We start from the raw sequence: 20,830 nt of genomic DNA on the forward strand, positions 1-20,830 counted from the left end.
CGATCTACGGGGTGCGCCATGGTGGTCGCAGGACCACGCAGCGGGCGCGTGCTTCATCGACATTGTGGGGGAAGGTTACGTGCCGACCCGGCCCTGAATTGAGCGCGATCGGGCCTTGTCCTCAGGCCATCAGCCCTCAATGATCCAACCCGGGAGCGCCCGGGTGGCCCTTGCCCATCAGCTGAGGTCGACGACGACCTTGCCGAAGTGGGTTGCCGAACCCAGGTGCTGGTAGGCCGCATGCGATTCGTCGAACGCAAAGGTCTTGCCGATGACTGGATGGATGCAGTGCGTCGTCAAGAACTGGTTGAGACGTTCGAAGTGCTGCACAGACCCGACGCAGACGCCGTTGATGCTGGCATTCTTGAACTGCAGCGGAAGGATGTCGGGCTGGGACGAGAAACCGGTCAGCACCCCGATCTGCGCGATGCATCCACCGAATGCGATCGCCGCGATGGAGCGATTGTAGGTGTCGGGTCCGCCCAGTTCGAGGATGTGGTCGACCCCGCGGCCCCCGGTGAGGTCCATCACGGCGGCGTCCCAGGCGGCCTGGGTCCGGTAGTTGATGGTCTCCCATGCGCCCATGGCCCTGGCCCGCGCGAGCTTCGCATCCGATGATGAGGTCACGATGACCCTGGCACCGTGCGCGGTGGCGAGTTGCAGGCCAAACAGCGCAACACCGCCGGTCCCCTGGACCAGAACAGTCTCACCTTCTCGCAGGTGGCCCCGCTCGAAGAGAGCGTGCCAGGCCGTGACGGCGGCACAGGGCAGTGTCGCGGCTTCCGCCAGGCTGAGATGATCCGGAATGGCGACCAGGGATTCGTGGTCGGCCACCACGTAGTCGCACAACACGCCATCGATTTGCCCGCCGCCAAGTGCGATCGCCAGGACGGTGGGCGAGAACGCCCCCGCGCGCCAGGTCGGGAAGAAGTTGACGCTGACCCGATCGCCAACGCGCCACCGCGTGACACCACTGCCGATGGCCACCACAGTGCCTGCACCGTCGGACAATGGGACCAGTCCATCACGGTTCGACGCGGGGTCCTGCAGGGTGAGCAAGTCGCGGTAGTTGAGGCTGGCGGCGCCCAGCCGGATCAGCACCTGCTCGGCGGCGGGCTCGTCGATGTGACGGTTGCTGCGGGCAAGTTCAAACCCGCTGCCGACGGCGGCGAGGTGGAAGGAACGGGCATTTACTTGGACGGTCATGATGAGCTGTGCAGTTGGCGGAGAAGGCCCTAAAGATCCAGCTCGATGCGTTCATCGCCACCGGCTGCCGGCCGCGCGCAGCACAGCAGCACCTCGCCCTCGCCGGGCTTCCACGCCGTCGGCTCGGCATAGGTCACGCGGCCGGCGCGCAGCGGCGTCAGGCAGGAGCCGCAATGCCCGGCACGGCAGGCGTAGGGCGGTGACAGGCCCTTGCCTTCTGCGAAGTCGAGCAGGCTGCCATGCGAAGGCGTCCAGACAGCGGTGTCGCCGCTGCGGAGGAAGCTCACCGTGGCTTCGGTGGCCGGGGGCTGCGATGGAGGCGGGGCGGTCGCGATGGCGGCGTCATCCGGGCGCCGCTTCAGCGAAGCCGGCCCGAAGGCTTCGGCCTGGATGCGCTGGTCGCGCACACCGAGTTCACGCAGACCGTCGTACAGCGCCTGCATGAAGCCGGGCGGACCACAGAGAAAGAACTCGTGGTCGTCGAACGGCAGAATGGACCTGAGCGTGTCGATGGTGAGCGGGCCGGGCAAGGTGCCCGGTGCGCCGTCGTCCTGCACGATGTGCAGCTTCAAGGCACCTCCGGCCCGGGTGGTCAGCGCTTCGAGTTCAAGCGCAAAAGCCCGGACCTGGGCGTCGCGCGCCACCTGGATCAGGTACGTGGGACGCGTTCGCCGCAGACGGAATCCTTCCGCCACCAGATGCCGCGCAAACGACACCATCGGCGTGATGCCGACCCCGGCGCCGATCAGCACCGCACTGCGGCGCAACGCGGCGTCGAGGGTGAAGCGGCCGCGCGGCGCCAGGGCCTCGATGGTATCGCCGACCTTCACCTGCTCGTGCAGGAAGGTCGATGCCGCGCCTTCGCGCTTGACGCTGATGCGCACGCCCGCCTCGCCCGGCGCGCTGGACAGTGTGTACGTGCGCTGCAGTGGCGCGGCATCACCGCCGGGGTGCAGGCGGATCGGCAGGTACTGGCCGGCTTCGAAGGCGGGTTGCGCGAAGCCGTCGGCAGGCTCGAGGTGAAAGGAGCGAATCACGCTGCTCTCGTCGACCACTTCGGCCACGCGGTAGGGCCGCCAGGTCTGCGCCAGGCGCTGCACCTCTAGCCGCCGCGCCGCTTCGTCCCAGCTGCCGGTGATCAGCGTGTTGGGGGACCAGTCGCGGAATCGCCAGCGCAGCGGGAGCGCATCGCTCAGCCGCCAGCCGGATTCGATGTGAAAGCGCCAGGCGCGTTCGGCACCTTCGAAAGTCTTCAGCTCCGGGCCGTCCCACACGACTTCAGCGCGCCCGGTCAGGGTCAGCAGGTCCCCCGTGGCGAAGTCGATGAAGATCACGCCGGCCCGCGGGTCGAGCTGCAGGTTGCCCAGCGTCATGAACAGGAAGTTGCCGGTGAAGTCGGGCACGAGCAAGGTACGCTCGTCCTCAACTCGGACGAATCCGCTGCGGCCGCCGCGGTGCGATACGTCGGCGCTGCCCGGGTGTTCGCCATCGGCCGGCGCGCGCGTGGCGACGAACAGGGTGTCTGCCGAGCGCACCAGGGCCAGCGCGGCGTCGTCCAGACGATCGAGGGCGACCGCGTCGCGCGGCGCGTTGTCGAGCGCATCGCGTACCCACTCGGTGTCACGACCCTGGATGTACTGCGGGCAATTGCCTACCGTCTGTTCGACAGCCACCCTCAAGAGCCCATCGGCAATGGACTCGACACGACCGTTCATGCGGTTGCGCCGCCGCGTGTGCAACTCGATGCCCAGAAAGCCCAGCGGCGCGCCCGTCACCAGGCCTTGCTCCAGCGGATCACCGGGCACCGGCCGCGCTGCGATGTTCAGGTGCGTGGGGTCGGGCGAACTCATGAAGCCGGGCTCGCCCAGCAGCACCGAGGCCCAGGGCCGGCCGAGCGCGTCAACGGAGCCCACCAGCACGAAAGGCAACTGGGCGTAGAACTCGCGGTGCTGGTCCGGCAGATAGGGGCGAATCACGCGCCGCCCCACGTCGAGCATGCGCTCCTGAACGCCCAGCCGCGCTTGCACCGCCTTTTCGCCTGCGTGGAACGGGTTGCCCTCGGCCGGGCTGGGTATGGAATGGTTCATGTACGGTGCTCGAAGGGGATGACCGGGGTTCGCTGGCTCAGGCTGCGAGGCCGACGGCCGTGCGCTTGAACGGCACGAATCCGGGCAAGGCTTCCACGCGGGCCAGCCAGGCGCGCACCTGCGGGTAGGCCGCCAGGTCGACGTTGCCTTCGGGCGCTGCCGAGATGTAGCTGTAGCTGGCGACGTCGGCGATGGTGGCATCCGGACCGGCCAGGAATGCGCGCGTGGCCAACTGCCCTTCCATCACTTTCAACAACACATGCGCACGGCCGATCACATCTTCCGGGTTGAATTTGGCGCCGAACACCGTGATCAGGCGCGCGGCGGCGGGGCCGAAGGCCACCAGACCAGCCGCCACCGACAACCATGCCTGCACGGCGGCCTGTTGTTTGGCGTCGCGCGGCAGCCAGCGCCGATCGGCGTCGTAGGTGGTGGCCAGGTAGACGAGGATGGCGTTCGAGTCGAACAGGATCGTGCCGCCGTCATCCAGCACCGGCACCTGGCCGAAGGGGTTCATCGCCAGGAACTCGGGCCGCTTGTGCACCGCCTTCATCAGGTCGACCTCAATCAACTCGTAAGGCAGGCCCAGCAGCGACAGCGCCAGATGCACGCGGTGCGAGTGGCCCGACAGGGGGTGGTGGTAGAGCTTGAGGGTGTGGTTCGGTTTCATGGCGGGGTCCTTGATGGCTAGGTTGGGAAACGGAGTGAAAGGGTGCGGCCCGGCGGGCCGCGAGCGTCAGTCCTGGGCCTGCCCTTGCAGGGCCTTCAGACGTGATTCGAGGTCGGCGATGCGGGCGTCGCGCTCGTCCAGCGCTCGCTGCACGTCTTCGGCGTCCAGCCGCAAGGGGATGTGCTGCGGACAGTTCCAGTCGAAGCCTTCGACGGTGACCACCATCGCGCGCTGCGGCTGGGCACGAACGCCAGGTGCCACCAGCCGCGAGACCAGTGCCGCGTCGTCGGACAGCGTCTGCACGGCCATCTTGCCCAGGAGCTTGAGGCGAATGCGGCGCGCGTAGTCCACCGCGATCAGCGCCACGCGTTGATTGCCCGCCAGGTTGCCGACGCTGATCAGTTGCCGGTTGCCGGCGTAGTCGGCAAAGGCGATATGTTGATCATCGAGAACCTGGACGAAACCCGTCTGCCCGCCACGGTGCTGGACATAGGGCCAGCCGGTCTCGGACACCGTGGCCATGTAGAAGCTGCGCAGTTGGGCGAAGAAGTCCATTTCGGCCTGACCCAGCCGATCATTGACGGTCTGTGCATCGGCCTCGAAGCTGCGTGCATAGCTGGCGCGACTGCCATCGCGCTGCTGCTCGACCTTGACCTGCGGCGTGAATGCAATCTGGGCAAAGGCGTGGGGCATGGCGGCATCTCGGAGTGCGGTGCCGAACTATGGCGCGACGACCAGTCTGCGAGAAGCCATGCAGGCGCCAAGAGACTGTTGCCGATTCCGGAACAATGACGGCATGCTGCAGAGTGCCGTGCGCAGCCTCCACGCACGGGCAGGAACGACCGCGCTATGCCTGAAGTTCAGGGAGCGCGCGCAGCCGTTCGATGGCCAGATCGAGGAAGGCGCGCACGCGTCGCGAAGCGTAGCGCCCCTCGCGGTGCAACACGTGCACCGGCAATGCGGGGGGCTCGAAGTCGCACAGGACCTCTTGCAGCTGACCGCTGGCCAGCGGCTCGGCCACCTTGTAGAACATCTGCTGCGTGAGCCCGAAGCCCGTGACCGCAGCGGCCACGGCCGACTCGTTGGTGGTGGTGGCCAGCCGGGGCTGCAACTTTATGACACGCGACCGGCCGCTCTGGCTGAAGCGCAATTCATGCCCAGGCGCCACGGCGCCCGCCGACACGATGCTGTGCGACGCCAGGTCGGCCAGCGTGCGTGGCGTGCCCTGTCTGGCCAGGTAGGCGGGTGACGCACAAGTCACCACCCGCATGCGCCCAACCGGAATTGCCTGCAACGATGAATCAGGCAGCACCGCAAAGCGCACGGCCACGTCAACGCCTTCTTCGATCATGTTGACCACGCGATCAAGGAACCAGCATGACGCACTCACTTGCGGGTGTTGGTCCAGATACGCAGTAACGATGGGGGTCAAGAACTTGGCTCCGAACCACCCGGGCGCCGTAATGGTAATCCGGCCCTGGGGTGATCCATGCTGGCCGCGCGCCGACTCGTCCGCCTCGGCCAGCTCTGAAAGGATGCGGCGGCAGACGTCGGCATAACGTGCGCCTGCCTCGGTCACACGCACGACGCGCGTCGTGCGCGTGAGCAGCCGAACACCCAGCATCTCTTCAAGATCATTGATTGCCCGGGTCACCACCGACGGTGAAATCTCAAGCTTGCGCGCGGCACCCGCCAATCCATTTGAATCGACCACGGCAACAAAGATGCTGATGAGATGGTGCTTGTCCACTGCTAGCTCCCGGTTTGCCCTTGGAACAAACTCCAGCCCAAGAACCTGCTGCGTGCATCACTACTCGATGTTCTGCACCTGCTCGCGCATCTGTTCGATCAGCAGCTTGAGTTCCATCGCGACGTTGCCGACGTCCTGCGCGACCGATTTGGACGCCAGCGTATTCGCTTCGCGGTTCAGTTCCTGCATCAGGAAGTCGAGCCGCTTGCCGGCGGAGCCACCCTTCGAGAGGATGCGCTCCACTTCTTCGAGGTGTGCGCTCAGGCGGTTCAGTTCCTCGGCCACGTCGATGCGCACCGCGAACAGGCCGACTTCGGTGCGGATGCGCTCATCGTCTGCGCTGCCGATGGCTTCCTGCAGGCGCAGGGTGAGCTTCGCCTGATATTCCTGCACCACTTCCGGTACGCGCGGCGTGACCTGGGCGACCAGTTCGCGCATGCGCGTGACGCGTTCCATCAGCATCGCGGCGAGGCGCACACCCTCTCGCTGGCGCGATGCGGTGAGTTCGCCCAGCGCCTGCCGCACGGCGCGACCGGCCGCCTCGAGCAGCGCCTCGGCAGACACCGCTTCGTCACCGAGCATGCCGGGCCAGCGCAGCACTTCGGCCACCGACAGCGGCGCAGCGTCAGGCAGGGCGTCGCGCACGCTGGCATCGAGCGCCACCAGCCGGGCCAGCAGCGGCGCGCTCAGCGCCAGTTCGCGCGCGCTGTCGCCGCCTGCCTGCAGGCCGCCACGGCAATCCACCTTGCCGCGCGACAGCGCACCGGTGATCTGCTCGCGCAACAGCGGCTCGGCGACGCGCAACTCGTCGGGCAAGCGGAAGTGCAGGTCGAGGAAACGAGAATTCACCGTCCGCAACTCAAGGTTCAGCGTTGTCTGGCCGACAGCCACTGCAGCTGTCGCAAAACCCGTCATGCTGTGAATGCTTCCCACGCGATGTTCCCTCAATGATTGTCAGGCATGATCCGCGTGGTAACCGATGGTCTGCACGATCGCCTGAGTGGCTGTCGGGCAGCTTTACAGCGTGTTACCAAACGCCCAGAATCGCGCCAAAACCAGGATCATAGCGGCCCGCAGAATGCCCCCACAAGTCAATTGCGCCCTGCCGCCGGGCTTTGAACTCGATCAGTACCGCATCCATAGCCAATTGAGCCTGGGCGGATTTTCGATCGTCTATCTGGCGCACGACCGCGACGAGACCCCGGTTGCCATCAAGGAATACCTGCCGAACGCGCTGGCGCTGCGCGAAGACGGCCAGATCACGCCGAACATTCCGGAAGAGTTCCTGCCCGCCTTCCGCTACGGCATGAAGTGCTTTTTCGAGGAAGGCCGGGCGCTGGCCGGTCTGAATCACCCGAACGTGGTGCGCGTGCTCAACTTTTTTCGCGCCAACGAAACGGTCTACATGGTGATGCGCTACGAGCGCGGCCGTACGCTGCAGGAGTACATCACGCGCCGGCGCGGCGAAATTCGCGAAAGCTTCATCCGCTATGTGTTCACGCGGCTGCTGAACGGCTTGCGCGAAGTGCATGCGCACAAGTTGCTGCACCTCGATCTGAAGCCGTCGAACATCTATCTGCGCAACAACGGCTCGCCGGTACTGCTCGACTTCGGCGCGGCGCGCACCACGCTGATGGCCGACACGCCGATGCTCAAGCCGATGTACACGCCCGGCTTCGCAGCACCCGAGCACTATCGCAACCGCGATCTGCTCGGTCCGTGGAGCGACATCTACAGCGTGGGTGCCAGCATGTACGCCTGCCTGTCGGGCGGGCCGCCGCAGGCCGCCGACCAGCGGCTGGACAGCGACAGCGTGATCCTCGCGTCGCAGCGCTGGATCGGTCAGTACTCGCCGCAACTGCTCGAAACCATAGACTGGTGCATGGATCTGAACCATCTGAAGCGACCGCAAAGCGTGTTTGCGCTGCAGAAGGCGCTGGCGACCTGGGAGCGCGATCAGGTCGAACCCGTGGCGCCGGCCGACAGCACCGAAGACAACTGGCTGGACCGCGTACGCGCCCGGCTGAGCGCGCTGGTGGGCAAATGAGATTCACGATCTTTCAGGAAAGCCGGGTCGGCAAGCGCAAGTCCAATCAGGACCGCATGGCGTATTCGTATTCGCGCGATGCGCTGTTGATGGTGATCGCCGACGGCATGGGCGGCCATCTGCAGGGTGAGGTCGCGGCGCAGATCGCCGTGCAGTACATGGTCGAATCCTTCCAGCGCGAAGCCAAGCCGCGCCTGGCCGATCCCTTCCTGTTCCTGTCGCGCGGCCTGACCAATGCGCACTGCGCCATTCTCGACTACGCCGACGAGCGCGACATCGAGGACGGCCCGCGCACCACCTGCGTCGCCTGCGTCATCCAGGATTCGGTCGCCTACTGGGCGCACGCCGGCGACTCACGGCTGTACGTGCTGCGTGCCGGTCACGTGATGACGCAGACGCGCGACCACTCGCGCGTGCAGCGCATGATCGACCGCGGCCTGCTGGACGAGGACGGCGCGATGACCCATCCGCACCGCAACCGCATCTACAGCTGCCTGGGCGGCCCGATCGCGCCGCAGATCGAGTATTCGCGCAAGACGCCGCTGCTCGCCGGCGATACGGTGTTCCTGTGCAGCGACGGTGTGTGGGGGCCACTGGGCAATGACCAGCTGCTCAGGTTGTTCACCGAAATCGACGTGATGCAGGCCGTGCCGCGCGTGATGGACAGCGCCGAAGCCGCCGGTGGCGAAACCTGCGACAACCTGACCATGGTCGCGCTGAACTGGCACGACAGCTATGCCGAGGAACCCCGCGGCTCGGTCACGACCAAAACTCTGCCGCTGGACCGCCACACCACGGTACTCGAAGGCTTCGGCGACCGCGTGCCGATCCGCGAGGACTGGGACGAATCGGCCATCGAAGCGGCCATTTCCGAAATCAATTCCGCCATCAACAAGTATTCCTCCAAAGGACAGTGACAGTGACCCGACCCAGTGGCCGCCGGCCCGACGAAGCGCGCACGCTGCGCATCACCCGCAATTTCACGCAGCATGCGGAGGGCTCGGTCCTGATCGAAGTCGGTGACACGCGCGTGCTGTGCACCGCCAGCGTCGAGGAAAGCCTGCCGCCCTTCCTGCGCGGCAAGGGCCAGGGCTGGGTGACCGCCGAGTACGGCATGCTGCCGCGCTCGACGCACACGCGCAGCGCGCGTGAAGCCGCCAAGGGCAAGCAGAGCGGGCGGACACAGGAAATCCAGCGACTGATCGGCCGCAGCCTGCGTTCGGTCACCGATCTGGTCGCACTCGGCGAGCGCCAGATCACGCTCGACTGCGACGTGCTGCAGGCCGATGGCGGCACGCGCTGCGCGTCCATCACCGGCGCCTGCGTGGCACTGCACGATGCGCTGAGCGGCCTGGTGAGCCAGGGTCTGATCGAACGCAACCCGCTGCGCGAACTGGTGGCGGCGGTGTCGGTCGGCATTCATGAAGGCACGCCGGTACTCGATCTGGACTATCCGGAAGATTCCGCCTGCGACACCGACATGAATGTCGTCATGACCGCCAGCGGCGGCCTGTGCGAAGTGCAGGGCACCGCCGAAGGCAAAACGTTCTCGCGCGCCGAGCTGGGCACGCTGATGGATCTCGCGCAAGCCGGCATCGAAGGGCTGATCGCCGCGCAACGGCGCGCACTCGGACTGCCATGAAAATCGAAAAACTCGTGCTGGCCAGCAACAACGCCGGCAAGTTGCGCGAACTGTCGGCGATGCTGGCGCCGCTCGGCATCGAAGTGGTCACGCAGGCCTCGCTCGGTGTCGCCGAAGCGGACGAGCCGCATGTCACCTTCGTCGAGAATGCGCTGGCGAAGGCCCGTCATGCGTCGCGCGAAACCGGTCTGCCCGCGCTGGCCGATGACTCCGGCCTGTGCGTGCGTGCGCTCGGCGGGCGGCCCGGCGTGCTGTCGGCGCGCTATGCCGGCGAGCCGAAGTCCGATGTCGCCAACAACGCGAAGGTGGTGGCCGAACTGCATGGCATCGAGGATCGCCGGGCACATTTCTATTCGGTCATCGTGCTGGTATGCGACGCCGACGACCCGCGGCCGCTGATCGCCGACGGCGAGTGGCACGGCAAAATCATCGAGTCGCCGCGGGGCGATGCCGGCTTCGGCTACGACCCGCACTTCTGGGTGCCGTCGCTCGAACAGACCGCCGCCGAGCTGGCGCCCGAACTGAAGAACACGCTGTCGCATCGCGCCTCGGCCATGCGTCACCTGCTGACGCGGCTGCAGGCGCTCACTGGCGGATGAGCCGGGTCATTCCGCTGGTCCCGGCGCGCTCGCTCAGCCCGGGGCGCGCGTCGGCGGACCGGCCGGCCGCACTCGAATTCACCGTACCGCCGCCGCTCGCGCTGTACATCCACTTTCCGTGGTGTGTGCGCAAGTGCCCGTATTGCGACTTCAACTCGCATGCGGTGCGCGACGGCATTCCGGAAGACGCCTACCTCGCGGCGCTGGTCGCCGACCTCGAAGCGTCGCTGCCCGACATCTGGGGCCGGCGCATTCAAAGCATCTTCTTCGGCGGCGGCACACCCAGCCTGATGTCGCCCACCGGGCTGGACCGCCTGCTGACGGCGGTACGCGCCCGCGTGAATCTGTCGCCGGGTGCGGAAATCACGCTCGAAGCCAACCCGGGCACGGTGGAAGCCGAACGCTTCGCCGGCTTTCGCGATGCCGGTGTGAACCGGCTGTCGATAGGCGTGCAAAGCTTCGATGACCGTCACCTCGCCGCACTCGGCCGAATCCACGACGCCACGGAGGCACAGCGCGCGATCGAACTGGCGCAGCGCACCTTCGAGCGCGTGAACATCGACCTGATGTATGCCCTGCCGCAGCAGACGATGCGCGAAGCGCTGCGTGATCTCGACACCGCGCTGGCCACCGGCGTGACGCATCTGTCCTGCTACCACCTGACGCTGGAACCGAACACCCCGTTCGCGGCCCATCCGCCCGAACTGCCGGACGACGACACTTCGGCAGACATGCAGGAAGCCATCGAGGCACGGCTGGCGGACGCCGGCTTCGAGCACTACGAAACGTCGGCTTTTGCACAACCCGGCCAGCGGTGCCTGCACAACCTGAACTACTGGCAGTTCGGTGACTATCTGGGCATCGGTGCCGGTGCGCACGGCAAGCTGAGTTTCCACGACCGCGTGCGGCGCGACATGCGGTACAAGCATCCGAATGCCTATCTTGAATCTGCTGCGCGCGGCGAATTCGTGCAGGAGTCACGCGAGGTCGGCGCGGCCGAGCTGCCGTTCGAATTCATGATGAATGCCGCGCGCCTGAACGACGGCTTCGCGCTCGACCTGTTCGAGCGCCACACCGCCCTGCCGCTCGACGTGCTCATGCCGCGGCTGCTGGCGGCGCGCGAAGACGGGCTGCTCGAACTGGAGGCCGGCCGCGTGACCCCCACGCTGCGCGGAAGGCGCTTCCTGAACGAACTGCTGCAGCGCTTTCTGGACTGAATCGTCGAACCGACGGCGCGACGGTTGGCTGGGGTGTGGAGCGTTGGGCATCGCTGCGCTCACCCCAACCTACGGGTTTGGCGCGATGGGGTGATGCCTGCAGGGTGTCGCTGCGCTCGCCTCACACTGCGGGGTCGACGTGACGGAGCGGCGATTGCTGGGCGCGGGGGTGTTGGGCGCGGGGGTGTTGGGCGCGGGGGTGTTGGGCGCGGGGGTGTTGGGCATCGCTGCGCTCACCCCAACTACAGCCGGGCAGTATTCGCAACCTCGCCTCACTCGTAGGTTGGGGTGAGCGCAGCGATGCCCAACACAGGCCCGAGCTCAGGCGACGCGGCGGAAGATGACGTCCCACACGCCGTGCCCAAGCCGCAGGCCGCGCGCTTCGAACTTGGTCAGCGGGCGATAGTCCGGACGCGGTGCGAAACCATCGGCGGTGTTCTCGAGCAAGGGTTCGGCGGACAGTACGTCCAGCATCTGCTGGCCGTAATNTAGTCCGGACGCGGTGCGAAACCATCGGCGGTGTTCTCGAGCAAGGGTTCGGCGGACAGTACGTCCAGCATCTGCTGGCCGTAATCCTCGATGTCGGTCGCACAGTGCAGATAGCCGCCGGGCGCCAGTTTCGACGCCAGCTGGGACACCAGCGGCGACTGGATCAGCCGTCGCTTCAGGTGGCGTTTCTTCGGCCACGGGTCGGGGAAATACACGTGGATGCCGGCCAGAGAGGCGGCGGGAATCATGTCGCGCAGCACCTCGACCGCATCGTGCTGGATCACCCGCACATTGCTCAGCCCCTGTTCGGCGATCAGCTTGAACATCGACCCCACGCCCGGGCCGTGCACTTCGATGCCGATGAAGTCGGTGTCCGGTCGCGCAGCCGCGATTTCGGCGGTGGTGAAGCCCATGCCGAAACCTATTTCCAGCACCACCGGCGCATTCCGCCCGAACACGGCCGCGCAGTCGATCGCCTGCGCGGCATACAGGATGCCCCAGCGCGGCATGCCTTCTTCAATGGATCGCGTCTGCGCCGGCGACATGCGGCCCTGGCGCAGCACATAGCTGCGGATGTGACGGTGTTCCGGGCTGTCGGGCGTATCGGTCATGAAAGGCAATCAGGCGGGCGGCCCGCTCGGGCCGCGGTGTCGGACGATGGCAACAGGCAAGGGCGGCTCAGCGGCCCGGTGTGATCAGGCCCGTGCTGGGTGAGCTGGGCGCAGCGCTGTACAACTTGCGCGGCATGCGGCCGGCAAGGAAAGCTTCGCGACCCGCTTCGACCGCCTTCCTCATCGCGCTGGCCATCAGTACCGGCTGCTGTGCCTTTGCGATCGCGGTATTCATCAGCACACCGTCACACCCCAGTTCCATCGCGATGGCGGCATCGGAAGCCGTACCGACGCCGGCGTCGACAATGACCGGTACGCGCGCATTGTCGATGATCAGCCGCAGGTTCCAGGGATTCAGGATGCCCATGCCGGAGCCGATCAGGCTGGCCAGCGGCATCACCGCCACGCAGCCGATCTCTTCCAGCCGCTTGGCCTGTATCGGATCGTCAGAGCAATACACCATGACGTCAAAGCCGTCCTTCACCAGCGTTTCGGCGGCGGCCAGCGTCTGCGGCATGTCGGGGAACAGCGTGTCGGCGTCGCCCAGCACTTCGAGCTTCACCAGATTGTGGCCGTCGAGCAGTTCGCGCGCCAGACGCAGGGTACGTACTGCGTCGTCGGCGGTGTAACAGCCGGCGGTGTTGGGCAGCAGCGTGTAGCGATCCGGCGGCAGCACGTCGAGCAGGCTGGGCTGGCCGGGTTCCTGTCCGATATTGGTACGGCGGATCGCCACCGTGATGATCTCGGCGCCCGACGCTTCGATCGCGTCGCGTGTTTCGTCGAAATCACGGTATTTGCCCGTGCCCACCAGCAGCCGCGACGAAAACGTGCGGCGGCCGACCTGCCATGTATCGCTGCTCATCTGTCTATGTCCGGATCAGCCTCCACCCACCGCGACGACGATTTCGACCCGGTCGCCATCGACCAGGCGCGTATCGGCATGCAGCGCACGCGGCACGATGCAGCCATTGCGCTCGACCGCGACCCGCTTGCCGGCCAGTTCGAGTGCCGCAAGCAGCGCGCCGATCGTGGTATCCGGCGCCAGCGCCCGCGTTTCGCCATTCAGGGTGATGGAGGACATGTGGGAAGTCACACACGAAGTCTACAGCGAATGGCTGACCTCGTCCGCCGCACCCGTCAAACAAAAAAAGGGCCACTCAGGGGAGTGGCCCTCGCACCGTGAATGACGCGCTCAGAAGGCGTAACGGATGCCGGCGATCACCTGACGTTCGCGGCCGGCGAACTTGCCGTCGACACGGCTGACCAGATATTCGCGGTCGGTCAGGTTGTAGGCGCTCAGGAAATAACTGGTTTTCGAGCCTTGCGGACGGAAATTCATCGTCGCGTTGAACACGGTGTAGGACGGGATGGTGCCTTCCTGACCGCTGTCCACTTCCACCGTCGTGTTTTCGCCGTCCGCGAACTGCTCGCTGACACGGTCGGCACCGAGGCGGGCATCAAAGCCGAGCGGATTCTGATAGCCGACCGCCACCGACAGCAGATGCTTCGGCGCATAGGGCAGTCGGTTGCCGCTGGAAATGTTCTCCGATGCGACGTCCTTCTTGAACTTGGCCGTGAACAGATTGGTCCAGGACGCAGTTACGTAGACGTTGTGCGTCGTGTTGTAGATCTGGCCGAAATCGATGCGGCCCGCCATTTCGAGACCGGTCTGCTGCGACTCGCCGCCGTTGAAGAAGCGGCCGTTGTCCTGGATGACGATTTCATCGAAATCGGTATGGAACAGCGTCGACTCCAGACCGACGCCCTTGAAGTACTTCGAGCGCACGCCCAGTTCCCAGTTGGTGCTTTCTTCCGGTTTGGTCCGGCTGACCACGGCGGTGTTGGCGCCGCCCGGCGCTTCGATGTCGCGGTCCGGGCGCGGTGGTGCAAAGCCCTTGTGCACGCCCGCGAATACCGTCGTGTTGTCGATGCCGTTCCATGCGACGCCGAAGCCCGGAATGACCTTGGACTGGCTATTGTTCAGATACGACTCGGGGTTGTCCTGCGGCTGCCCCTCCGCTCGCCGCACATCCGTCTTGATCCGGACGTCTTCGTAGCGCACCCCCGGCGTGATCGCGAAATCACCGGCATAGAAGGTGTTCTGGAAGTAATAGGACTTGGCTTCGACCCGGATGTCGATCTGTTCGCGATGACCGGTTCCGCCATTAACGCCGGCGAACGATTCGGCAAAGCTCTGGCTCTGGAAGCGCGGATCTGCGCCACGGAACTGGGCGCGGTTGATGTCTTCTTCGTGATAGCGGAAGCCGACCACGGCATCGCTGGCAAGGCCGAACGTGTTGTGCTTGAAATCGAGCCGCGGCTCGACACCCCAGTACTCGTAGCTGCGCGGACGCCAGCGGCCGCCGCACAGGCGCGAATTCGCTTCGGTCGCGACGACGCCGGAGCAACGATCCATCTCCGAACGGCCATTCAAGCCGCCCGGATCATTGATCTGGCGGAACGAGGCACGGTCCGAGTCGACGTAATAGGCTTGAGTGCTCAGCTTGGCGGCGTCGTTGATCTGGTAGATGTGCTGCAGCTGGAAGCTGTTGCGCTCGTGCTGGAAGCGGTCCTGCTTGCCGGTCGGCGCCTGGAACTTGTCTTCCGCGTATTCGACCGAGCCGAGACCGGTTTCGGTGATGTGCGAGTCTTCCTTGTAGTAGCCGATCTTGCCGATCAGCGTCTGGTTCTTCGTCAGGTTGAGCTGGCCCTTGATGGCGACTTCGAACACGTCGAAGTCGTGATTCTTGCGCACGCCATCGCCCTTCTTTTCGGTGATGTCGAGCATGATGCCGCCGCGCTCTCCCCCGACACCCACATTGGCCTGCAGGCCCTGGTAGTCGTTGTTGCCCCAGGTCGCGCTGACGATGCCGGCGACGCCCTGCTTCGGAATCGGCTTGGTGACGAAGTTGATCATGCCGCCGATGGTCTGCGGGCCGTACAGCACCTGGCCGGAGCCTTTCACCACCTCGATGCGCTCCACCCGGTCGATCGGCGTGGAATAGTGCGCCGACGGATCACCATAGGGCGCGAGGAACAGCGGCATCCCGTCTTCGAGCAACAGCGTACGTGAAGTCCGGCGCGGGTCGAGGCCGCGGATGCCGATGTTCAGGCCCAGACCGAAGGAGTCTTCATCGACCACATGCACGCCCGGCACGGTGCGCAGCGCTTCCTTGATCGAGAACGGACGCTGGGCTTCCAGCTGTTCGGTGTCGAGCACCGAGGTAGAACCCGGGATGTGTTCGAGTTTGTAGGGCAGGATGCTGCCGCGAACGTTGATCGTATCGACTTCGACGGTTTTCGGCGCAGTCGACTGCGCGAAGGCCGCCGACGGAAGGATGAAACAGCCGGCGATGGCTGCGGCGAGCAGCGTGGGCTTGTGCATGGGAGCTCCTCGGTTGGACAATTAACTATTCGTGCTCTAATGAATTTGACGCCGGGCGCAATATAGAGAGAGACGCCGCGTGGCCGTAGGGAGAGATTCCCGACCGGCGTGAATTGCGGCTTTTACGCAACAAACCCCTTACGGCGCGGTCGCATGCGCGTGTACAGACACTCGGGAGACTTGTGGTGAACAGCACCCATCGCTTCATTCGCATTGCCTTGACGGCAGCCCTCGCCGCTTCGCTGCACGCACAAGCCGCCGACCTGACCAAACAGGAACCGGTCACCGTCACGCTCAAGCTGGGTACCGTAGACGGACAGCACCGCTTCACGCCCGACTCGCTGACGCTGGAGGCCGGCAAGCTGTACAAGCTGCGGCTGGAGAACACGGGCAGCCAGCCCTACTACTTCGGTTCGGCGGGCCTGGCCGACATGGTCTACACGCGCAAGGTCGTGGCACTGGATGCGGCCGGCAAGGTGGTAGCCGAAATCTACGGTCCGATACGCCGCCTCGAGATTTCCGCAGGGCACACCGCAGAGTGGTGGTTCCTGCCGGTGCGCACCGGTGTGTTCGACGACGTGATATCGACGAAAAAGCTCGCCGACGGCGGCATGCGCGCCACGATAGAAGTGAAGTAAAGACCCCGGCTGCGCATCCTGTGACGGGATACGCGGCCGTTCCGGTCACTGCCCGTTCCGGCGTACAATCCGCGGCGTTGCGGGTGTAGTTCAATGGCAGAACGGCAGCTTCCCAAGCTGCATACGTGGGTTCGATTCCCATCACCCGCTCCAGGCAGTTCGTCCCGCGACCTGCCCCCGCTTCCCCGCCTTCGGTAAAGCCGCCACCCGCGGTTGCCGTGACCCGCACTTCCTCTAGTCCTACAGTCAGGCCCGGTCAGCAGCTCTAGACTGGAAGCCGCTTTTTTCCTCCGCTTCACGGCAGCCCCGGGTGTCCTCAGCGTCCGGCCTGCACATCGGGTCGAAGACCCGCTCTTCAGGCCGACGAACAGTCGGTCCGCACGTCACACAATCCGGGAGATTTCCATGCGCCTGCGACGCCTGCCGCCATTGCTTGCCCTTTTTTTTCCTGCATTCATGCTGAGTGCGCCCGGTCATGCCGACGAGATCGAACTGACCAACGGTGACCGCATCACCGGGCGCATCGTGTCCAAGGCCGGCAACGAACTGGTCGTGCGGACCGACTACGCGGGCGAACTGCGGCTGCGCTGGGACCTCGTGAAAAGCCTGCGCACCTCGGAACCGGTCACCGTGATGACCGCTGGCGGGGATCTGCTCAACAGTGCGCAGCTGGACGCCAGCGAGGCCGACAAGGTGGCGCTGTCGAATCCAAGTACCGAAGGCAATGTGAAGCGGGGGGACATTGCCTTCATCAATCCGACACCGGAGCAGTCCGGCAATGGCGTGAGCTACAGCGGCCGGGTCAATCTGTCGGCCGCACTGGTGCGTGGCAACGCCGAGAACGACCGCATCTACGGTGATGGCGCCCTGGACGCGCGCGCCAAGGGTTACGCCTGGGGGCTCGGCATGAAGGTGGACCGGCGCAAGGACCGCGGCGTGAAGACGGCGCAGCAATGGCTGCTCAACGGCAACTACGACCACTTCGTCAATGAGCGTCAGTTCATCTACGCGCGTACCTCGTTCGAGCAGGACAAGATCAAGGACATCCAGCTGCGCACGACGGTCGGTGCCGGTTACGGCTGGCAGATCTTCGAGGACGAACAGACGCGGCTGTCGCTGCGTACGGGTCTCGATTACGTCAATGTGGACCGCATCGTCAGCCGGGACGACGACTATCCGGCGCTGGGCTGGGGCGTACGCGCGTCGCACTGGCTGCTGGACCGACGCGCCGAACTGTTCCACGACCAGGACGGGTTCTGGAGCATCGCCGATACCGAGCAGCTGACCATCCGTTCGAAAACCGGTGTGCGTCTGCCGATCGCCGCCGGCATGACCGCGTCGGCACAGCTCAATGCCGACTGGGAACGCACGCCCGCCCCCGGCCGCAAGGCTGTCGATTCGACGCTGCTGCTCGGGTTGGGCTACGCCTGGTGATCAGGGCTTGGCTTCGGGCTTGTCGATGCCGCGATAGCCGCCCCCGAAATACAGCAGCGGATCGCCGGCACTGCGCTCGAAACGTTCCACCCGGCCGACGAAAATCAGGTGATCGCCACCGGCGTACTGGATGTCGTTGCGACATTCGAAGCGCGCGAGGCAGCCTTCGAGCAGCGGCGCGTCGCCCAGTCCCTGACCGGTGGCAAGCCCGGCGAAACGCTGTTCGCGACTGCCGGCGAAACGGCTCGACAGCGACTGCTGGTGAGCCCCCAGCACATGGATGGCGTAGTGCGAGCAGGCGCGGAAAGCCTCTTCGCTCGGCGAGCCGCACATCAGGCTCCACAACACCAGCGGAGGATCGAGCGACACCGAATTGAAGGAATTCACGGTCAGGCCGACCGGGTCTCCGTTGGGCGCGCGGGTGGTCACGATGGTGATGCCGGTGGCGAACAGCCCCAACGCATCGCGAAAGGCACGGCTGTCGCGGGCGGGGTTGTTCATCGCGACGTGCGGAACCGCGTGGTCGCGTCCGGCAGGCAGATCGGACAAGGCACTGCCTGCGCGGCAGCGCGCGCGGGTCGGGCGGACGGGTAGGTCATCAGGCGGACGAGCGTTGGTGAGCGCAGATTATCGCCGCTTTTGCGCAGCCGGCCAGCGCCCGGCGCCTACAATCCGCTGCCGAACCACGCCTCACGACACGACATGGCGCCACAAACCGACGAATCAACCCTTGTGCGGAACGACGATTTCGCCCCGACGCTGGTGCACTGGCAGCGTCTGCACGGCCGCCACGACCTGCCCTGGCAGCACGGCGACGCCTATGGGGTATGGGTGTCGGAAATCATGCTGCAGCAGACCCAGGTGCAGACGGTGATCGGATACTACGCCCGCTTCATGGCGCGCTTTCCGACGCTGGCGGCTCTCGCGGCGGCCGACGAAGGCAGTGTGATGGAGTCATGGAGCGGGCTGGGCTACTACGCTCGCGCACGCAATCTGCACCGGGCGGCGCGCGAGGTCATGCAGCGCTTCGACGGACGCTTCCCGGCGACGGCGGGCGACATCGCCAGCCTGCCCGGCATCGGCCGCTCGACCGCCGCTGCCATCGCCACGTTCTGCTTTGGCGCGCACGAACCGATACTCGACGGCAACGTGAAGCGGGTGTTCGCCCGGGTTTTCGGCATCGAGGGCTTTCCGGGCGCGCGGGCGGTCGAACAGCAGATGTGGGCACTGGCGCATGAGTTGATGCCGACGCGCGACGGCGCCGCCTACACCCAGGCCTTGATGGATCTGGGCGCCACGGTGTGCACGCGCGCCCGTCCGCGCTGTGCCGACTGCCCGCTGCGCGCGCGCTGCGTGGCCGAGCGCGCCAGTCGCCAGCGCGAACTGCCGGCGCCGCGGCCGGCGAAGGTCAGGCCACAGCGTCTGCGCTTTGCGCTGCTGATCGAATGCGCAGGCCGCGTGCTGCTGGAACGCCGCCCGGGTCAGGGCATCTGGGGCGGGCTGCTGAGCCTGCCGGAACTGACTGCGCAAACCCAGCCCGATGCGCTGGCCGAAGCAGGACGCTGGCTGGCGAGCCACGGCCTGTCGGACCACGCTGTCGAGGCGATGGCGCCGGTCGTCCATGGCTTCACGCATTTCGAATTGCATCTGGTGCCGCTGCATGTATGCATCGCGAGCAGCGCCGCGCCTGTGCTGGCAGCGAAAACCGCGCTGCACTGGCAGCCGCTGGACAGCGCCACCGAGGCGGCGCTGCCGGCGCCGGTGCGCAAGCTGCTCGCGCAGCACGATGCAGGCCGCCGCACGTCGCGACGTCTGCCATGAAGTGCCGCGACGGCTGCGGCGCCTGTTGCATCGCACCTTCCATTTCCAGCCCGATTCCGGGCATGCCTCACGGCAAGCCGGCCGGTGTGCGATGCGTACAACTGGACGAGCGCGAGCGCTGCCGCATTTTCGGCTTGCCCGAGCGCCCTGCCTGCTGCGGCGGCCTGCAGCCGTCGGCCGACATGTGCGGCGACGGGCGGGCTCATGCGCTGGTCTGGCTGGCGGAGCTGGAACACGCGACCCGCACTGGCTAGCGTCTGTTCCCGTTTGATTCGTCGGCAGCAGTGCGCCCCCGCCTTAATTGCGGGAATACGGCATTTTGTCTGCGCTTATCGGCGCCTGTGACGGGCGTCACACGGATTAACGTTGTGGTATTGCGTTCCGTGGGCCATCCCCATGCACCTGTTCCGTGCCCTCACCGTGCAGTTCATCGCGTGGGCTGTTGCCGTGTTTGCCCTGCTTTACACGGTCACGCCGCCCGCCGGGCTGACCGCTGTAGTGATCATGCAGGGCGGCATTGCAGCTGCGCTGGCGCTTGCCATGGGCGCTCCGCGCTGGTGGGTCATCATCCATCTGCTTTTTTCGCCGCTGGTGGTCGGTGCGCGTGCGCTCGACATTGCACCCGCCTGGTATCTGTTCGCGTTCCTCGCACTGTCGGCCATTTTCTGGTCGACGTTCCGCACGCGCGTGCCGCTGTTCCTGACCAATCAGGCGACCGCACGCGCGCTGCTCCTGACGCTGCCGCAGGACAGGCCGGTCCATCTGGTCGATCTCGGTTGCGGCACCGGCAGCCTGTTGCGCCGGCTCGCCATGTCGCGCCCGGACTGCCGCTTCACCGGCATCGAAAACGCACCGCTGCCCTGGCTGATCGCGCGCCTGCGCAACCGCCACCTGCCAAACGTGACCATCCGCCGCGATGATCTGTGGTCCGCCCACCTCGGTCACTTCGACGTGGTGTATGCCTTCCTGTCACCGGTTCCGATGCCGAAGCTGGGGCGCAAGGCAGCGCTGGAAATGCGCCCCGGTGCGCTGCTGATCGCCAACAGCTTCGAGATACCGGGGCTGAGCGCGGACCGCATCGTCGAGGGCGAGCCCGGAGCGCGTGAGCTGTATGTCTACAGTTTCGCCTGCCGACGCAGCAGCAACGAACCTGCCGCAAGTAGCGCGAACGCGGAATTGGCGCCCGTTCCGGCCGCAGTTCCGGGCGATGCCGGCGGGCTCGTCGCGTAACAAT

General features: G+C 65.9%; 20 protein-coding genes, 1 tRNA gene and 1 pseudogene. 11 read left to right on the forward strand and 11 right to left on the reverse strand.

The features are described from left to right. Positions 1 to 177 precede the first annotated feature (177 nt). From NMQ14_RS16585 to NMQ14_RS16610, 6 genes are all read right to left on the reverse strand, one after another. Positions 178 to 1,206: an NAD(P)-dependent alcohol dehydrogenase gene (locus tag NMQ14_RS16585; RefSeq protein ID WP_257097903.1), complete on the reverse strand. Its 1,029-nt coding sequence runs from the start codon at positions 1,204 to 1,206 to the stop codon at positions 178 to 180. Positions 1,207 to 1,235: 29 nt separating this feature from the next. Continuing rightward, positions 1,236 to 3,293, reverse strand: coding sequence for a pyridoxamine 5'-phosphate oxidase family protein (locus NMQ14_RS16590; RefSeq protein WP_257097905.1), 2,058 nt, complete (start codon positions 3,291 to 3,293; stop codon positions 1,236 to 1,238). Between the two features lie 37 nt (positions 3,294 to 3,330). Beyond that, positions 3,331 to 3,963: a glutathione S-transferase family protein gene (locus tag NMQ14_RS16595; RefSeq protein ID WP_257097907.1), complete on the reverse strand. Its 633-nt coding sequence runs from the start codon at positions 3,961 to 3,963 to the stop codon at positions 3,331 to 3,333. Between the two features lie 66 nt (positions 3,964 to 4,029). Then, positions 4,030 to 4,656 (reverse strand): pyridoxamine 5'-phosphate oxidase family protein, encoded by a 627-nt coding sequence (locus tag NMQ14_RS16600; RefSeq protein ID WP_257097909.1) that lies wholly within the window; start codon positions 4,654 to 4,656, stop codon positions 4,030 to 4,032. 154 nt (positions 4,657 to 4,810) lie between these two features. Beyond that, positions 4,811 to 5,713, reverse strand: a complete 903-nt coding sequence (locus NMQ14_RS16605; protein ID WP_257097911.1) for a LysR substrate-binding domain-containing protein — start codon at positions 5,711 to 5,713, stop codon at positions 4,811 to 4,813. Between the two features lie 60 nt (positions 5,714 to 5,773). Further along, positions 5,774 to 6,628 carry a YicC/YloC family endoribonuclease gene (locus tag NMQ14_RS16610; RefSeq protein WP_257081993.1) on the reverse strand — a complete coding sequence of 285 codons (855 nt, stop codon included), beginning with the start codon at positions 6,626 to 6,628 and terminating at the stop codon, positions 5,774 to 5,776. A gap of 163 nt (positions 6,629 to 6,791) precedes the next feature. On the opposite strand from NMQ14_RS16610, the gene NMQ14_RS16615 reads away from it, so the two are divergent. Genes NMQ14_RS16615 through hemW form a run of 5 tightly spaced genes read left to right on the forward strand, consistent with a single transcriptional unit; the run spans position 6,792 to position 11,218 of the window. After that, a complete protein-coding gene (locus NMQ14_RS16615) occupies positions 6,792 to 7,760 on the forward strand; it encodes a serine/threonine-protein kinase (RefSeq protein WP_257097913.1) in 969 nt (322 codons plus the stop codon). Beyond that, the gene (locus tag NMQ14_RS16620; protein WP_257081989.1) at positions 7,757 to 8,677 is read left to right on the forward strand and encodes a PP2C family serine/threonine-protein phosphatase; all 921 of its coding nucleotides are present in this window, start codon (positions 7,757 to 7,759) and stop codon (positions 8,675 to 8,677) included. Before NMQ14_RS16615 ends, NMQ14_RS16620 begins: the two co-directional genes overlap by 4 nt. Positions 8,678 to 8,679: 2 nt before the next feature. Further along, positions 8,680 to 9,402 carry a ribonuclease PH gene (gene rph, locus NMQ14_RS16625; RefSeq protein ID WP_257097916.1) on the forward strand — a complete coding sequence of 241 codons (723 nt, stop codon included), beginning with the start codon at positions 8,680 to 8,682 and terminating at the stop codon, positions 9,400 to 9,402. Further along, entirely contained in the window at positions 9,399 to 10,001 is a 603-nt protein-coding gene (gene rdgB, locus NMQ14_RS16630; protein ID WP_257097918.1) for an RdgB/HAM1 family non-canonical purine NTP pyrophosphatase, read from the forward strand. Before rph ends, rdgB begins: the two co-directional genes overlap by 4 nt. Then, positions 9,998 to 11,218, forward strand: coding sequence for a radical SAM family heme chaperone HemW (hemW, locus tag NMQ14_RS16635; protein ID WP_257097920.1), 1,221 nt, complete (start codon positions 9,998 to 10,000; stop codon positions 11,216 to 11,218). Before rdgB ends, hemW begins: the two co-directional genes overlap by 4 nt. Positions 11,219 to 11,539: 321 nt before the next feature. Here hemW and trmB read toward each other — a convergent pair. The 4 genes and pseudogenes from trmB to NMQ14_RS16655 all read right to left on the reverse strand — a co-directional run bounded on the left by trmB (position 11,540) and on the right by NMQ14_RS16655 (position 15,703). After that, positions 11,540 to 12,318 (reverse strand): annotated as a pseudogene (gene trmB, locus NMQ14_RS16640) (tRNA (guanosine(46)-N7)-methyltransferase TrmB). 67 nt (positions 12,319 to 12,385) lie between these two features. After that, complete coding sequence (locus NMQ14_RS16645; RefSeq protein WP_257097923.1) at positions 12,386 to 13,180, reverse strand: thiazole synthase; 795 nt, start codon at positions 13,178 to 13,180, stop codon at positions 12,386 to 12,388. 15 nt (positions 13,181 to 13,195) lie between these two features. Beyond that, positions 13,196 to 13,399: a sulfur carrier protein ThiS gene (thiS, locus tag NMQ14_RS16650; protein WP_257081983.1), complete on the reverse strand. Its 204-nt coding sequence runs from the start codon at positions 13,397 to 13,399 to the stop codon at positions 13,196 to 13,198. Between the two features lie 111 nt (positions 13,400 to 13,510). Beyond that, positions 13,511 to 15,703 carry a TonB-dependent receptor domain-containing protein gene (locus NMQ14_RS16655; RefSeq protein WP_257097926.1) on the reverse strand — a complete coding sequence of 731 codons (2,193 nt, stop codon included), beginning with the start codon at positions 15,701 to 15,703 and terminating at the stop codon, positions 13,511 to 13,513. A 185-nt stretch (positions 15,704 to 15,888) separates the two neighbouring features. On the opposite strand from NMQ14_RS16655, the gene NMQ14_RS16660 reads away from it, so the two are divergent. The 3 genes from NMQ14_RS16660 to NMQ14_RS16670 all read left to right on the forward strand — a co-directional run bounded on the left by NMQ14_RS16660 (position 15,889) and on the right by NMQ14_RS16670 (position 17,775). Then, complete coding sequence (locus tag NMQ14_RS16660; RefSeq protein WP_257097928.1) at positions 15,889 to 16,341, forward strand: hypothetical protein; 453 nt, start codon at positions 15,889 to 15,891, stop codon at positions 16,339 to 16,341. 79 nt (positions 16,342 to 16,420) lie between these two features. Next, positions 16,421 to 16,494, forward strand: a tRNA-Gly gene (locus NMQ14_RS16665). Between the two features lie 252 nt (positions 16,495 to 16,746). Beyond that, positions 16,747 to 17,775, forward strand: a complete 1,029-nt coding sequence (locus NMQ14_RS16670; RefSeq protein WP_257097930.1) for a YdiY family protein — start codon at positions 16,747 to 16,749, stop codon at positions 17,773 to 17,775. Here NMQ14_RS16670 and NMQ14_RS16675 read toward each other — a convergent pair whose 3' ends face one another. Further along, positions 17,776 to 18,324, reverse strand: a complete 549-nt coding sequence (locus NMQ14_RS16675) for a flavin reductase family protein (RefSeq protein WP_257097932.1) — start codon at positions 18,322 to 18,324, stop codon at positions 17,776 to 17,778. 153 nt (positions 18,325 to 18,477) lie between these two features. Here NMQ14_RS16675 and mutY point away from each other — a divergent pair, with 153 nt between their 5' ends. The 3 genes from mutY to NMQ14_RS16690 all read left to right on the forward strand — a co-directional run bounded on the left by mutY (position 18,478) and on the right by NMQ14_RS16690 (position 20,826). Next, positions 18,478 to 19,596 (forward strand): A/G-specific adenine glycosylase, encoded by a 1,119-nt coding sequence (gene mutY, locus NMQ14_RS16680; RefSeq protein WP_257097933.1) that lies wholly within the window; start codon positions 18,478 to 18,480, stop codon positions 19,594 to 19,596. Beyond that, a complete protein-coding gene (locus NMQ14_RS16685; protein ID WP_257097934.1) occupies positions 19,593 to 19,850 on the forward strand; it encodes a YkgJ family cysteine cluster protein in 258 nt (85 codons plus the stop codon). Before mutY ends, NMQ14_RS16685 begins: the two co-directional genes overlap by 4 nt. Positions 19,851 to 19,992: 142 nt before the next feature. Beyond that, complete coding sequence (locus NMQ14_RS16690) at positions 19,993 to 20,826, forward strand: trans-aconitate 2-methyltransferase (RefSeq protein WP_257097935.1); 834 nt, start codon at positions 19,993 to 19,995, stop codon at positions 20,824 to 20,826. Positions 20,827 to 20,830: the final 4 nt, after the last annotated feature.

This window comes from Methyloversatilis sp. XJ19-13, from assembly GCF_024580155.1.
In the GTDB taxonomy this organism is placed as follows: domain Bacteria; phylum Pseudomonadota; class Gammaproteobacteria; order Burkholderiales; family Rhodocyclaceae; genus Methyloversatilis.

Bases quoted from the DNA above. Each gene is read 5' to 3' on its own strand.
- NMQ14_RS16600 (WP_257097909.1), bottom strand. From the start codon at position 4,656: ATGCCCCACGCCTTTGCCCAGATTGCATTCACGCCGCAGGTCAAGGTC.
- NMQ14_RS16620 (WP_257081989.1), top strand. From the start codon at position 7,757: ATGAGATTCACGATCTTTCAGGAAAGCCGGGTCGGCAAGCGCAAGTCC.
- NMQ14_RS16670 (WP_257097930.1), top strand. From the start codon at position 16,747: ATGCGCCTGCGACGCCTGCCGCCATTGCTTGCCCTTTTTTTTCCTGCA.
- NMQ14_RS16690 (WP_257097935.1), top strand. From the start codon at position 19,993: ATGCACCTGTTCCGTGCCCTCACCGTGCAGTTCATCGCGTGGGCTGTT.
- NMQ14_RS16585 (WP_257097903.1), bottom strand. From the start codon at position 1,206: ATGACCGTCCAAGTAAATGCCCGTTCCTTCCACCTCGCCGCCGTCGGC.
- NMQ14_RS16595 (WP_257097907.1), bottom strand. From the start codon at position 3,963: ATGAAACCGAACCACACCCTCAAGCTCTACCACCACCCCCTGTCGGGC.
- thiS (WP_257081983.1), bottom strand. From the start codon at position 13,399: ATGTCCTCCATCACCCTGAATGGCGAAACGCGGGCGCTGGCGCCGGAT.
- NMQ14_RS16610 (WP_257081993.1), bottom strand. From the start codon at position 6,628: ATGACGGGTTTTGCGACAGCTGCAGTGGCTGTCGGCCAGACAACGCTG.
- NMQ14_RS16655 (WP_257097926.1), bottom strand. From the start codon at position 15,703: ATGCACAAGCCCACGCTGCTCGCCGCAGCCATCGCCGGCTGTTTCATC.
- hemW (WP_257097920.1), top strand. From the start codon at position 9,998: ATGAGCCGGGTCATTCCGCTGGTCCCGGCGCGCTCGCTCAGCCCGGGG.
- rdgB (WP_257097918.1), top strand. From the start codon at position 9,399: ATGAAAATCGAAAAACTCGTGCTGGCCAGCAACAACGCCGGCAAGTTG.
- mutY (WP_257097933.1), top strand. From the start codon at position 18,478: ATGGCGCCACAAACCGACGAATCAACCCTTGTGCGGAACGACGATTTC.
- NMQ14_RS16590 (WP_257097905.1), bottom strand. From the start codon at position 3,293: ATGAACCATTCCATACCCAGCCCGGCCGAGGGCAACCCGTTCCACGCA.
- NMQ14_RS16685 (WP_257097934.1), top strand. From the start codon at position 19,593: ATGAAGTGCCGCGACGGCTGCGGCGCCTGTTGCATCGCACCTTCCATT.
- NMQ14_RS16615 (WP_257097913.1), top strand. From the start codon at position 6,792: ATGCCCCCACAAGTCAATTGCGCCCTGCCGCCGGGCTTTGAACTCGAT.
- NMQ14_RS16645 (WP_257097923.1), bottom strand. From the start codon at position 13,180: ATGAGCAGCGATACATGGCAGGTCGGCCGCCGCACGTTTTCGTCGCGG.